12 protein-coding genes are annotated in these 13,476 nt (G+C 70.7%); 5 read left to right on the top strand and 7 right to left on the bottom strand.

What is annotated here, in order from left to right:
• Window positions 1-115: 115 nt before the first annotated feature.
• The 5 genes from JAO81_RS38185 to JAO81_RS38165 form a co-directional block, all read right to left on the bottom strand.
• Window positions 116-1,546: an FG-GAP-like repeat-containing protein gene (locus JAO81_RS38185; protein WP_199552599.1), complete on the bottom strand. Its 1,431-nt coding sequence runs from the start codon at window positions 1,544-1,546 to the stop codon at window positions 116-118.
• A gap of 135 nt (window positions 1,547-1,681) precedes the next feature.
• Window positions 1,682-2,440, bottom strand: a complete 759-nt coding sequence (locus tag JAO81_RS38180; RefSeq protein ID WP_199552598.1) for a hypothetical protein — start codon at window positions 2,438-2,440, stop codon at window positions 1,682-1,684.
• A gap of 109 nt (window positions 2,441-2,549) precedes the next feature.
• Window positions 2,550-3,323, bottom strand: coding sequence for a L,D-transpeptidase family protein (locus tag JAO81_RS38175; RefSeq protein ID WP_199552597.1), 774 nt, complete (start codon window positions 3,321-3,323; stop codon window positions 2,550-2,552).
• 36 nt (window positions 3,324-3,359) lie between these two features.
• Window positions 3,360-4,118, bottom strand: a complete 759-nt coding sequence (locus JAO81_RS38170) for a hypothetical protein (RefSeq protein WP_199552596.1) — start codon at window positions 4,116-4,118, stop codon at window positions 3,360-3,362.
• On the bottom strand, window positions 4,105-4,620 hold the full coding sequence (locus JAO81_RS38165) for a SigE family RNA polymerase sigma factor (RefSeq protein WP_199552595.1): 516 nt from the start codon (window positions 4,618-4,620) through the stop codon (window positions 4,105-4,107). Before JAO81_RS38165 ends, JAO81_RS38170 begins: the two co-directional genes overlap by 14 nt.
• Window positions 4,621-4,871: 251 nt before the next feature.
• Between JAO81_RS38165 and JAO81_RS43160 the strand changes: the two genes are divergently transcribed.
• On the top strand, window positions 4,872-5,339 hold the full coding sequence (locus JAO81_RS43160; protein ID WP_233416510.1) for a hypothetical protein: 468 nt from the start codon (window positions 4,872-4,874) through the stop codon (window positions 5,337-5,339).
• Between the two features lie 78 nt (window positions 5,340-5,417).
• Here the strand turns inward: JAO81_RS43160 and aspS are convergent, their stop codons facing one another.
• Window positions 5,418-7,193, bottom strand: a complete 1,776-nt coding sequence (aspS, locus tag JAO81_RS38155; protein ID WP_199552602.1) for an aspartate--tRNA ligase — start codon at window positions 7,191-7,193, stop codon at window positions 5,418-5,420.
• Between the two features lie 212 nt (window positions 7,194-7,405).
• On the opposite strand from aspS, the gene JAO81_RS38150 reads away from it, so the two are divergent.
• Window positions 7,406-9,577, top strand: a complete 2,172-nt coding sequence (locus JAO81_RS38150; protein WP_199552594.1) for a SpoIIE family protein phosphatase — start codon at window positions 7,406-7,408, stop codon at window positions 9,575-9,577.
• A gap of 56 nt (window positions 9,578-9,633) precedes the next feature.
• Here JAO81_RS38150 and JAO81_RS38145 read toward each other — a convergent pair whose 3' ends face one another.
• The gene (locus JAO81_RS38145; protein ID WP_199552593.1) at window positions 9,634-10,677 is read right to left on the bottom strand and encodes an AI-2E family transporter; all 1,044 of its coding nucleotides are present in this window, start codon (window positions 10,675-10,677) and stop codon (window positions 9,634-9,636) included.
• A gap of 359 nt (window positions 10,678-11,036) precedes the next feature.
• On the opposite strand from JAO81_RS38145, the gene JAO81_RS38140 reads away from it, so the two are divergent.
• From JAO81_RS38140 to JAO81_RS38130, 3 genes are all read left to right on the top strand, one after another.
• Window positions 11,037-11,240, top strand: coding sequence for a cold-shock protein (locus JAO81_RS38140; protein ID WP_020113641.1), 204 nt, complete (start codon window positions 11,037-11,039; stop codon window positions 11,238-11,240).
• Between the two features lie 219 nt (window positions 11,241-11,459).
• On the top strand, window positions 11,460-12,992 hold the full coding sequence (locus tag JAO81_RS38135; RefSeq protein WP_199552592.1) for a DEAD/DEAH box helicase: 1,533 nt from the start codon (window positions 11,460-11,462) through the stop codon (window positions 12,990-12,992).
• A 78-nt stretch (window positions 12,993-13,070) separates the two neighbouring features.
• Window positions 13,071-13,379 carry an SCO5918 family protein gene (locus tag JAO81_RS38130; RefSeq protein WP_199552591.1) on the top strand — a complete coding sequence of 103 codons (309 nt, stop codon included), beginning with the start codon at window positions 13,071-13,073 and terminating at the stop codon, window positions 13,377-13,379.
• Window positions 13,380-13,476: the final 97 nt, after the last annotated feature.

The raw sequence follows: 13,476 nt of genomic DNA, 5'->3' as shown, positions 1-13,476 counted from the left end.
GGGGGGACCCCCCCCCTCCGCCGGGCGGAGGGGGGGGGCCGGGGAGGGCGTGGGCCCCCCCGGCCCCTTCGTTCGTACGCGCCCAGGCGGATCTGACGGCGTGCTGGACGGCGTACTAGATCACGTCCAGGAGCCCTCTTCCGCCCAGCATGACCGGGTCCGACTGCTTGATGCCCAGGGCCGAGGGCAGGAACATCTTGCTCCCTGTTCCGGTCGGGCGGGCCGAGCCCCCGGGGAGCATCCAGACGGCGCCCTGGTGGCCGTTCTCCCCCGAGGCGGTGACGATCAGTTCGGGCCGTCCGTCACCGTTCAGGTCCCCCGCGCCGACGGTGGTGCCGAACAGGTCCTCCAGCTCCGAGCCGCCCGGCACCGAGGAGGTGTCCTGGCTGAACCCGTAGGATCCGGCGCCCAGCGCACCGCTGCGCACGCCCGGGATGACCGTCACGTTCCCCGCGCTGTAGACCTTGCCGATCGCCTCACCCGGCGCTCCGACGATGATCTCGGCCGCACCGTCGCGGTTCAGGTCGGCCACCGCCACGGAAGCGCCGAAGTTGTCGCCCCGCTCGCCCCCGCCGGGCACACCCGAGGTGTCCTGGCTGATGTGCCGGGGCTGCGCGTCGGGCGCGATGCCCTTGGCGGAGCCGAACCACACGGAGACTCTGCCGCCGACGGCGCCCGCGTCGGTACCACTGGGATCTTCGGGGTCACCGACGACGAGGTCGCCGTACCCGTCGCCGTTGACATCGCCGACCGCTCCGGTCAGGCCGTCCCCGCGGGCGAGATGGCGGTCTTCCGCGCGCACAGGGTTGACGTACACCTGGCCACCCCCGTCCCCGATCCGGCTGGAGAAGAGCACGCGGTCCGGGACGCCGTTCTTGTCCAGGTCGCCGAGCGCCACGGATTCGATCGACGGGGTCTCCCGGTTGAGCCACGCGTTGCCGACCGAACCTGTCCGGCCGAACGGGCCCTTGTACTCGGCCGTCCCCTGCCACGAACCGCCGAGCACCATGCTGTTCGCCGCCGTGCTGCCCCGGAACGCGGCCACATCGAGCCCGAAGTAGCCCGAGCCGGGTGCCGCCTGCTTGAGTTCGGCGCCGCTGGTCAACCCGGTCCTGCTGCCCCACAGGACGCTCACCATGCCGGCATCGGCTTCCGCCAGGTCCTCGCCCGGCGTCCCGACCACGAGATCGGCGTAGCCGTCGCGGTTCAGGTCGGCCACGTCGGTGCTGCTGCCGAAGCCGTCGTACGTCTCGCTCCCGCCGGGCACGCCGGGCGAGTTCTGCGTGATCACCGCACGCTTCGTTGCCGAGATTCCGCCCTTCGCGCCGTATACGACGACCACGGCGCCCGCGTTCTCGTGCCCGGAGACCGTCATCCAGGGAGCCCCGAGCACCAAGTCGCGGTACCCGTCCCCGTTGAAGTCCCCCGGTGTCGCCAGCTCCGCCGCGGCCGCGGTACCGGGCAGCAGCCCCAGCCCGATCGCTCCGGTGACCGCGGCGGCCACCGTCCCTGCGGCTGATCTCCACCCATGTCTGCGGATACGCATATCTGTTCCCACCCCTGTTGTCCCGCCCCTGTTTTCCCGCCCCGGCCCCCCGGGGTCACCCGGGTCCTCCCCGGACCCGGCACGAAGCCCTCGCGGCGGTCTGACCTCACACGTCACTCGGGCATCAGCGGGATCCTAAGCCCCGGCGCCCGGCGGACCGGCCGCCGGTTCCGGTTCGGCGGAGTCCTGCGGTTCCAGGATCTGGACCGGGAGGCCGCGGAGCCAGCGGCTCACGGCTCGGCGGATGGCGCGGGCCCTGCGGCGCCTGGCCCAGGGGCTCCAGCCGTGTGTGCGGATCACAGCGAAGTCCGCAGGGGCGCCGGGGCCCGCGCCCGGCGGGTCGAACCCGTCGAGGCTCAGGGGCTCAACATCCCAGGAGGTGGTGAGGAACACCCAGAAGACCGGGTCGCCGGCCGCGTCGCGCAGCTCGCCCAGCATCTGCGGTGCGTCGAGCGGGTTCCCCGTGAGGAACACCAGGACCACCGTGGGATGCCCGTCCGTCGCGGCGCGGACCTCGGCCACCGCCCGCCGCAACGGAGCGAGCTGTCCCCGGCCGTGGAACAGGTGGCTGCTCACCCGGGCGAGACCGTTCGCCGCCGCTTCAGCCGGTTCCCGCGCGTCGAGCGGCTCTCGCGCATCGACCAGCTCTCGCGCTTCGGGCTCCAGGGTGAGCCAGCGCCGCGCCCACACCTCGGGGCTCTCACCTCGTGGCAGCGGTATACGGACCGCCTGGTCGTCGAACAGCAGGACAGGCCAAGGCCGTTGGCCCAGTTCCTGCTCACAGAAGTCCAGCGCGAAGAGGCCCGCTGCCTGCATCAAGGACGGGCGCTCCTGCGCCGAGGACACCTGGAAGTGCGCCCTGTCGAAGGCCGCGAGCGCCAGCACCACGTTCATCCGACCACCCCCGGCCGGATGCTACTGCGTTCCGCTCCGGCGCTCGGGCGGATCGCCGCCATCGTCAGCTGTCGGGGTGAACTCGCTCCGGTTCGGGTTCGGTTGGCCCTCAGCGGGCCAGGGAAGCCGCGTCCCCCATCACCACCACCGGATCGCTCTCGGCGTCCAGCCACCGCAGCAGCTCCCGCATCCGCGGCTTCGGCAGCGTCACACAGCCCTGCGTAGGCGCTCCGTGGTCCACGTGGAACCAGATGCCGCCGCCGCGGCCCATGCCGAGCGGGCGGGTCCAGTCGAGCGGGGTCGTGCCGGGCTTGCGGTTGTAGTTGATCGCGACGACGTAGTCGAAGGCGTCGCCCAGCGGCTGACCCTCCACGTTGGTGCCGCGGGCGACGAAGGCCGGGCCCGTGTCGTACGGGAGTTCCGTGCCGGGATCGCGCTCGTGGCCGCCCGCGTCGGTGAGGCCGAACACCCCGACGGGAGAGCGGAGATCGCCCTGGACATGGCGGTCGGTCCAGCCCTTGACGGCGTTGTGGGCGGGCCAGGCCGCACCGACCGGCACCCAGTCGTCCCCTTCCCTTTGATACCGCTGGGCCGAACCCGTGCCCTCGTCGCGGCCGTCGCCGGTGACGACGATCGCCTGGCGGGCCGAACCGGGTATCTGTGCACGGGTCTTGGGGCCGAGGCCGGGTATCTCGCGGGGCTGCGGGGCGGGTTCGTTCTGCGGTCTGGGCGCGGAGAGTCCGGACTGGCCGCTCTGCGCCCGTATGCCGGACTTCTTGTGCGAGGCGTCCTCGGCGGCGGGCTCGCCGCAGCCCGACAGCAGAAGGCCGGCGGCGAGCAGGGCGGTTCCGGCGGTGAGCAGGCGGGAGGTACGGGCAGACATGACGGCCTTTCGGCAAGCAGGAGGACGAGAAGCGGGTCAGTGCTGGACGGGTGCGGAGCCGGCCGAAGTCGGCGGTGGCGACGCGTACTTGGCGAACCGGGCATCCGCGAGCATCCGCCGCACCACCTCCGCGTACCGCCCTGCCGCCTCGGGCCCGCCGCTCGCGCACAGCGTCGCGCCGACGACGGCGTCGGTCCGCCCGGGTACCTTGACCAGCCCGTAGAACTCATGCGAAGCGGCGAGTCCGCGGCACAGCTCGTCGGCCGGCATACGGTCCAGGCGCGGCGGCGACTGCGCCTTGCCGGCCAGCGTCGGCGTACTGTCCAGGGCAAGGATCAGCAACGCGCCGCCCCGCTTGGGCAGTTGGTCCAGGGGCGCGCACACCTCGGCCCCGTCCCGGGCACAGACGTCCCGGCCGCTTCCTAGCGGCTGCGGTGCCGCGTACGCCACCGCCCGCGTCTTGGTGCCGGGGTCCTCGAGAACCGTCAGGCCGTGCCAGCCCGAGGGCAACTCCAGGGAGAGCCCGGCGAGTTCGGGGTGCCGCAGCAGGTCCCGCGAGGCCGAGCCCGCAGGCGGTACGAGTTCGGGTCCGGGCACCGTCCCGGAACCGGGCAGCAGCGTGCCGGCCAGTACCGCCGCGGCCGCGACACAGGCGCCCGCCACCGCGGCCGTCCGCCGGCGTCGCCGCCGCGCCACCCGCTCACGCACCCGGCGCATCCGGGAGTCGGGGGCGGGCAGCCGGGGAACGGCCCGTTCCAGCAGGTCCCGCACCTCACGCCCGTCATCCACGGTCATCACCCGCCCCCACCTGCTCGGGCAGCACGGCCCGCAGCGTGCGCAGCGCCTTGGAGGCCTGGCTCTTGACGGTGCCCGTCGCACAGCCCAGCGTCGCGGCCGTCTCCTCGACGCTGAGGTCCTCGAAGTAACGCAGCACGACCACCGCCCGCTGCCGCACCGGCAGCGCCCGTACGGCCGCGGCAAGCGACTGCTCCAGCTCCACACCCTCGTACGCGTCCAAGGCGGCCGCCCGGTCCGGGAGTTCGCCGTGCGGCACCTCGCCGCGCCAGCGCCGCCGCCACCAGGACGCATGGGTATGCACCAGCGCTTTGCGGACATAGGCCTCGGGGTGATCGTCCGCGATCTTCTGCCACTTGGGCCATACGCGGGCCAGGACCGTCTGCAGCAGATCCTCGGCGAGATGGGCGTCGCCGGTCAGCAGCCAGGCCATCCGGAGCAGTCGGGGGCCCCGGGCGTCGACGAACGCCTCGAAGTCCTCCTCGCCCCGCCCCCCACGCATCGCCGTCCCGCCGTTCTTTTCGGTCTCTCACACTGAGGCAACCCGTTGGGCCCCCGATCAGGTTGCCTCGCCCGGCGGAATTCTGGCCAGCTCCTCACCGCACGTGCACCCACCCGCCGACGGCGTGGTGCGCAGGTTGTCCGGTGACTCGGATCCGGCCGAACACGCTGCTAAAGTGCGGCGGTTCCATGCTCGACATGTACATCACACAACGTCACAGCGCATATGCGGGACGCGTCATAGGGGGGACCTTGAGCGCGCAGTTGTATCCGGCTGCCAAGGATCTGGCGAAAGTTCTCTGGCAGCACCACACGATCTACCGCGAACGCGACGGGGGGATGGTCATTCGCGGGGAGCACGTCCAGCGGTGGATCAGCCTCGGTGTCGCGGGCACGCGGGGGGATGTCCGGATCCGTGCGGGCCTCATCCTCGACGGCGGCACCACGGCGCCGGCCCGCACCGAGACGGTCGTCCCGCTGGCCTCCGGCACCGCCGAACTGGCCGCGGCCTGCCGCCGCCTCCTCGCCGACCTCACCTCGGCGGCGGAGCCGCCGACGTCCACCCGCCCGGAACGCGAACCACGCCGGCCCAAGACGCCGAAGGCACGGCGCGGGGGAGGCCGGGGGCGTCGGGTCGTCGCCTGGGTGCTGGGCGTCGCGGCAATCAGCGCGATCACGCTCTACGCCCTGGCCGCGTACTGGGCTCCGGTGGGCGGTTAGTCGCACCTTTCAGCCCCGCCCACACCGAAGGGCCCGGAACCAAAGGGTTCCGGGCCCTCCGTCGCGTACAAGCAACCCCTACTCGGCATCCTTCTTGGCCACCGGCTTGCGCAACGAAATGTTGAGCTCCCGCAGACGGGACTCGTCCAACTCCGTCGGCGCTCCCATCATCAGATCCTGCGCGTTCTGGTTGAGCGGGAACGCGATGGTCTCGCGGATGTTCGGCTCGTCCGCGAGCAGCATGACCATACGGTCCACACCCGGGGCGATCCCCCCGTGCGGCGGGGCGCCGAAGCGGAAAGCCCGCAGCATGCCGGCAAACTCGTGCTCGACGGTCTCCGCGTCGTAGCCCGCGATCTCGAACGCCTTGAGCATGATGTCGGGCTCGTGGTTACGGATCGCACCGGACGACAGCTCGATGCCGTTGCAGACGATGTCGTACTGCCAGGCGAGGATGTCGAGGGGGTCCTTCTCCTCCAGGTCGGCCATGCCGCCCTGGGGCATGGAGAACGGGTTGTGCGAGAAGTCGATCTTTCCGGTCTCCTCGTCCTTCTCGTACATCGGGAAGTCGACGATCCAGCAGAACCGGAAGACGCCCTCCTCGAAGTGCCCCGCACGCTTCGCGGCCTCGACACGGACCGCGCCCATGATCTTGGAGACCTCGTCGAACTCGCCCGCGCCGAAGAACACGGCGTGCCCGGCGACCAGGCCGAGACGCTCGGTGAGGACCTTGTTGTTCTCCTCGGTGAGGAACTTGGCGATCGGACCCTGGAACGAGCCGTCCTCGCCGACCCGGATCCAGGCCAGACCCTTGGCGCCCTGCTCGACCGCGTAGTCCCCGAGGCCGTCGAAGAACTTACGGGTCTGCCCGGCCGTGTCCGGCACGGGCAGCGCACGCACGTGCTTGCCGGCGAACGCCTTGAACTCGGAGCCCTCGAACACGTCGGTGATGTCGACGAGTTCGAGCTTGGCACGCAGGTCGGGCTTGTCGTTGCCGTACTTGAGCATCGACTCGCGGAACGGGATCCGCGGGAAGGGGGAGGTGACCTCGCGACCGCCACCGAACTCGGTGAAGATCTCGGTCATCAGCTTCTCGATCGGCTGGAAGACGTCCTCCTGCTCGACGAAGCTCATCTCGACGTCGAGCTGGTAGAACTCGCCCGGCGAACGGTCGGCGCGGGCGTCCTCGTCGCGGAAGCAGGGCGCGATCTGGAAGTAGCGGTCGAAGCCCGAGATCATGAGCAGCTGCTTGAACTGCTGCGGGGCCTGCGGCAGCGCGTAGAACTTGCCGGGGTTCAGCCGCGACGGCACCACGAAGTCGCGGGCGCCCTCGGGCGAGGTGGCCGTCAGGATCGGGGTGGCCATCTCGTTGAAGCCGAGCGCGACCATCTTGGAGCGGATCGAGGCGATGACGGCGGAGCGCAGCATGATGTTGCGGTGCATGCGCTCGCGGCGCAGGTCCAGGAAGCGGTACTCCAGGCGGCGCTCCTCGCCGACCCCGTCGTCCTGGTTGATCTGGAACGGGAGCTGCTCGGCCGCACCGAGGATCTCCACCTCGGCGACCTCGACCTCGACCTCACCGGTCGGCAGCTCGGGGTTCACGTTGTCGGCGCCACGGGAGACGACCTTGCCGTCGATCCGTACGACCGATTCCTTGGTCTGCTTGTCGAGCGCCTCGTACGCGGGGGTGCCGGGGCGGGCGACGAGCTGGGTGATGCCGTAGTGGTCGCGCAGATCGATGAAGAGGATGCCGCCGAGGTCGCGCCGATTGTGCAGCCACCCGCTGAGCCGGACGTCCTGCCCGACGTCGCTGGAGCGGAGCTGGCCGCAGGAATGGGACCGGTACCGGTGCATGTTCTTCATCCAGTTCTTCGCGGGCACGGTGCGCATCGGCGGTGCCGCGGGGATTCTGTTCGCGTCGTTCATCGCGAGACAAGCGGGAATCAACGCGGTCAAGGTTACCCGTCACCGTCCACGGCGCCGTCCCGGTATTCCGGCGCCCACGGCCGCTGCCCGCCCCGGCCCGCGACATGCACCTTTCGGTCGCTCGTACTTAATCTGGGGCAATGCGAACCGACCCCGACGACGAGCGGGCCGCGTGCCTGCCCCCGGTCGGGGACGTGCTCGAGGCCGTCGCCACCGGACTCTGGCAGTGGGACGACGCGACCGGAGTCGTCACCCTCGACGCCGAGGCCGCACGCCTGCTCGCGCTCGGTACGCCCGAGGCCCCGATCGAGGGCCAGATAGCCGTCACGGAGGCCGCGATCCGGTCCCGCTTCCATCCGGTGGACTGGAACGAGATCAAGGGCGTGGTCAATCTCGCCGTACTCGAAGGCACTCTCGCCGAGGCCCGCCTGCGGATCATGGACGACCGCGGCCAGATCGTCCGCACGATACGCAGCCGCACAAAACCCCTGATCAAGGGCGATCACTTCAAGCTGATCGGCACGATCCAGGAGGTCACCGAACCGCCCCCGGGCGCCTCCGCCCGCACCCCCGTCACCGGCGACTGGCGCCGCTCGCGCGAAGCCTTCCTGCTCGACGCGGGACGGGCGCTCGCGGAAGCCCGTTCGACCGCCGAGGTGCTCCGGGTGGCCGCGGGCCTGTCCATGCCCGGCTTCGAACCGAACGGTCTGGCCGTCTTCGGCGTCCAGGGCGACCACCTGTCGATCATCGGCCACCACGGCCATACGCAGGACGACGAGCAGCCCTTCCGCGACATCAGGCTGGACGCCCAGTACCCGGCCGCCGACGTGGTCCGCACGGGCCGGGCGATCTACCTCTCGACCCCGGAGGAGTACAGCTCCCGCTACCCGGCCACCTGGCCTTTCGTACGGCGCTTCGACCGCAAGTCCTGGGCGTTCCTGCCGCTGACCGTCGCGGGCCGCACGATGGGGTCGTGGATGGCGGGCTTCGCGCACCCCGTCTCGTTCACGCCCGACGAGCGCTCGGTCCTGACCACGGTCGCCCGGATGCTCGCCCAGGCCCTGTCCCGCGCGGGCGCCGCCGAGACGGAGCGGGAACTCACCGAGGGCCTGCAGCGCTCGATGCTGCCGACGCTCGGCCCCGAGATACCCGGCCTCTCGGTCGCCGCCCGCTATATCCCGACCGGCGGCGGGCTCCAGGTCGGCGGCGACTGGTACGACATGATCCCGCTGCCCAACGGCCGGATCGCGCTCGTCATCGGCGACGTACAGGGCCACGACGTACGGGCGGCCGGTCTCATGGGCCAGCTGCGGATCGCCCTGCGCGCGTACGCGTCCGAGGGTCACCGCCCCGACGCGGTCCTCTCCCGAGCCTCCCGTTTCCTCTACGGGATCACCGACTCGATCACGTACGGCTCCACCGGCGGCCCGGACGCCGGCGGCACCGCCGACCCGCGCTTCGCGACCTGTCTGTACCTGGAGGCCGATCCGGCGACCGGCCATCTGGAGATCGCCCGCGCGGGCCACCCGGACCCGGTGGTGCGCACCCCCGACGGCACGGTCATGATCCGGCCCACCGCGGGCGGGCTCCCGCTCGGCATCGACCCCGACGCGGACTATCCGACGACGGCGATCACCCTCGAGCCCGGCGAGCTCCTGATGCTCTGCACCGACGGCCTCATCGAGACCGGCGGCCACGACATGTACACCGGCTTCACCCGGCTGCAGCCCATCCTCGAGCAGCACCGCGGCGACGACCTCGAAGAGCTCGCGGACGCCCTGGTCCAGGGCGTGCACGGCCCGTCCTCGCACCACTCCACGGGCCCGCTCGTCGACCGCCGCGAGGACGACATCGCGGTCGTCCTGCTCGGCCGTCCGAGCCTGCACGGAGCCGCGGACGAGCCGGTGCACCCGCCCGTGCGCCGCATCATGCTGTCGGTCGCCCAGCCCGAGCCCCAGCGCATCGCCGAATGCCGCCAGCAGCTGCGCGATCTGCTGCACGACTGGGCCGACCCCGAACAGGTCGACTCCGCGGTGCTCCTCGTCTCCGAGATGGTCACCAACGTCCTCGTCCACACCGACGGCGACGCCCTCCTGATCGCCGAGGCCCGCGGCGAGCTCGGCACGCGCCGGCTGCGCGTCGAGGTCTCCGACTCCAGCGACGACCTCCCGCACAAGCGCCGCCCCGGTGAACTCGCCTCGTCAGGACGCGGGTTGGTCCTGATGGAGCTGCTCGCGGACGCATGGGGCGTGGACCCGCGGGGCCAGGGCAAGTCGATCTGGTTCGAGCTCTACGAGGCGGTCAAACTCTGACCCGTACGCCGAAACTCCGACCCGTAGGCCGGTCGGACAGCCTGCCCGTACGCCGGTCAGACGGCCTGCCGCCTGCTGTACTGCTCCCGCAGCTCGGAGTAGATGCCGAACGCGGCCGCCGTCAGCGGCACGGCGAGCAGCATCCCCAGGATCCCCGCGACCGAGGCGCCCGCGGTGATCGCGATCATCACGACCGCCGGATGCATCTGCACGGTCCGCGACTGGATCATCGGCTGCAGCACATGCCCCTCGAGCACCTGCACGGCCAGGACGACGCCGAGCGCCCACAGACCGATGATGAACCCCCGGTCGGCCAGCGCGACGAGCACGGCGACGGCGCCGGAGATGAAGGCTCCGAGATAGGGGATGTACGCCCCCACGAACACCAGCGCCCCGAGCCCCACGGCCCCCGGCACCTGGAGGATCAGCAGCCCGATGGTGATGCAGAGCGCGTCGATCAGGGCGATCAGGGTGGTGCCGCGCATGAACCCCTCGATGGCCTCGAAGGCCCGCCGCGCCATGGTCTCCAGGGCCTCGCCCCGGCCGCGCGGGGCGAACGAGTGCAGGGCGGCGACGGCGCGGTCGGAGTCGCGCAGGAAGAAGAACACGAGGAGCAGCGCGAGCACGGCCATCGCGATCATCTCGCCCACCACGCTGACCCCGCTGATCACCCCGGACGCGGCGGTGCTGCCGAACCTGGAGAGCAGGTCCTTGGAGTTCGCGGCGAGGTCGTCGAGCGAGGTGCCGGCCGCCCCGAGATGCGTGGCAAGGGACTTCGCCGCCTCCCTGAGCGAGGCGATGATCTGGTCCCCGGTCTCGATCAGCGCACTGACGACGATGTACCCGGCGCCACCGACCACCAGGACCACGGCGGCACAGGTCAACCCGGCGGCAAGGGACTTCTGCACCTTCATCTTCACCAGCCGCCGGTACAGCGGCCCGAGCAGCGCGGTGCCCAGGAGCGCGAGCAGCACGGGCACAACGGCGGTCTTGAGGTGGACGCACAGCCAGATGCCCACGGCGCTGAGCGCGATGAGCAGCAGAGCGAGCACGCTCCAGGCACCGATCCTGCGGGCGTTCTCGGGCAGCAGAGTGAGCACGGTCCCAGCCGATCACCGCTGACCGGGCCCCGCGCGCCAGGCGGGCCGCAGGAGTGATCCCGTGCCGCACGGGGCCCCATATGTGTGCCGGCCGAGACAGAATTAGCGTGAACGCGCGGGGAAGATTTCTGGTGCGGCAGTGAGAATGGCAATTACCTGCGCACCTGGCCGATCCCGTCGTGCTATCGTGAAGTCAGTTGCAGTTGTGGTTCCCGAAAACTTCAAGTGCCCCCAAGGCTTCTATGGCCACTGGGAGCACTTTCGTATGTCCGGTCATTTATTTTCCGGCGGGTTGATCATCGCGGCGACACGGGTTCCGCAAAGTGCGGAGTCCGGAACTGCCCCGAAGGAGAATTGACATGGCTACTGGCACCGTGAAGTGGTTCAACGCTGAAAAGGGCTTCGGCTTCATCGAGCAGGACGGCGGCGGCCCCGACGTCTTCGCCCACTACTCGAACATTGCCGCCCAGGGCTTCCGTGAGCTCCAGGAAGGCCAGAAGGTGTCCTTCGACATCGCTCAGGGCCAGAAGGGCCCGACGGCGGAGAACATCGTCACCGCCTGACGCTCACGCAGTTGACAGCTGGGGCCCGCACCTTGCGTGCGGGCCCCAGCTCGTTGCTTTTCCAGGCGAGATTTCCCGCCTGTCAGAATTTCGGTCCATTGTGAATTGCACGTCGACCGAAATTATTCACGTATTTAACCTGGCTCGTTCTCGCAATTCCCTGAGCTGTTCGCTTCACTTCGGGAATTCCTTGGTACGTGCCGTATCAAGGAGGTTCCTTTGAACCGCGCACGCACAAATGAACGTTTCAGCCGCACGCGCAGCGGCTCTTCCGCCGGCAGCAAGGGCGGCGGTTCCTACGGGTCGTCGTCCGGGTCCGGCTCCTACGGCCGCCGCGGCGGTGCGCCGAACCGGGGCGGCAACGGACGCCGCAAGCCCGCGCCGCAGGGCGAGTTCGCGCTGCCCGTGACCGTCACCCCCGCGCTGCCCGCCGTCGAGGCGTTCGCCGACCTCGACATGCCGGAGCAGATGCTGGCGACGCTCGGCGCTCAGGGTGTGACCGAGCCGTTCCCGATCCAGGCGGCCACGCTGCCGAACGGCATCGCCGGCCGTGACGTCCTGGGCCGCGGCCGCACCGGCTCGGGCAAGACCCTCGCCTTCGGCCTCGCCCTGCTGTCCCGCACCGCCGGCCGGCGCGCACAGCCGCGTCAGCCGCTGGCCCTGGTCCTGGTCCCCACGCGCGAGCTGGCCCAGCAGGTCACCGACGCGCTCACGCCGTACGCCCGCTCGGTGAAGCTGCGTCTGGCCACGGTCGTCGGCGGAATGTCGATCGGCCGGCAGGCCGGTGCGCTCCGCGGCGGTGCCGAGGTCGTCATCGCGACCCCGGGCCGTCTCAAGGACCTCATAGACCGCGGCGACTGCCGCCTGGACCAGGTCGACATCACCGTCCTTGACGAGGCCGACCAGATGGCCGACATGGGCTTCATGCCCCAGGTCACCGCGCTGCTCGACCAGGTGCGTCCCGGCGGTCAGCGGATGCTGTTCTCGGCCACGCTCGACCGCAACGTCGACCGCCTCGTCCGTACGTACCTGAACGACCCGGTGGTCCACTCCGTGGACCCGAGCGCGGGCGCCGTCACGACGATGGAACACCACGTCCTGCATGTCTCCGGTCCTGACAAGCACCGGACGACGACGGAGATCGCCGCCCGCGAGGGCCGCGTGATCATGTTCCTGGACACCAAGCACACCGTCGACAAGCTGACCAAGCACCTGCTGAACAGCGGTGTGCGTGCGGCCGCGCTGCACGGCGGCAAGTCCCAGCCGCAGCGCAACCGCACCCTGGCCCAGTTCAAGGACGGTCATGTGACGGTCCTCGTGGCGACCAACGTCGCCGCTCGCGGCATCCACGTCGACCAGCTCGACCTGGTCGTGAACGTGGACCCGCCCACCGATCACAAGGACTACCTGCACCGGGGCGGCCGCACCGCACGCGCCGGTGAGTCCGGCAGCGTCGTCACCCTGGTGACGCCCGACCAGCGCCGCCAGATGAGCCGGCTGATGGCCGATGCGGGCATCACCCCGCAGACCACCCAGGTACGGTCCGGCGACGCGGAGCTGACCCGGATCACCGGCGCCCAGGCGCCTTCGGGTGTCCCGGTCATCATCGCGGCACCGGCCCCCGCGGAACGTCCCAAGCGCTCCGCATCCTCGACCCGGGGGCGGCGCAGCCGCCCGGCTCAGGCCCGACGCACCGGGAGGCCGGCGACACAGCGCCGGTCTCAGGACCGTCCGGCCTCCGGCGCCGCTTAGAGCTTTCGCTCGGCGCCATCGGACCGTTCTACTTAGAGCCCGTCACGCGGCAACCCTCTTACCAACCTGTGAGGCATCATGCGCGTCGTCATCGCCCGTTTCCCCTTCGACCTCACCAAAGACGGTGTGATCGCCTCGATGAAGGGCATCAAGCCCGAGCCGATCACGGCCGGTTCGGTGCTCATCGGCCGCCGTCACTACCCGCTCAAGCAGGTGGGCGCGGTCGTCACGCGGCAGGACCGCCGTGACTTCTCCGCCAGTGAGGTCTCCCGTGCCATGACCCGTCTCGGTTTCACCTGCCGCGACGATGTCGAGACGCCCCCGCAGGCCCTCACCCCGCTCCAGGAGGCGTCCGCCGCTCTCGGCACCACCTCCGAGTCCCTCTGACGGGGGACATTCCCCGCGCAGTACCGAACAGCTTCGAGGCTGCGCTCGCGCCACCCGCGGCGGGGGGGTTTGGGGGGGTGGTGGGGGGGGAGCCCGG

Origin of the sequence: Streptomyces sp. N35 (assembly GCF_016464295.1) — a bacterium.
In the GTDB taxonomy this organism is placed as follows: Bacteria; Actinomycetota; Actinomycetes; order Streptomycetales; family Streptomycetaceae; genus Streptomyces.
The sequence above is the reverse complement of the archived record's forward strand: the minus strand, read 5'-3'. Positions and strand labels throughout refer to the sequence as shown.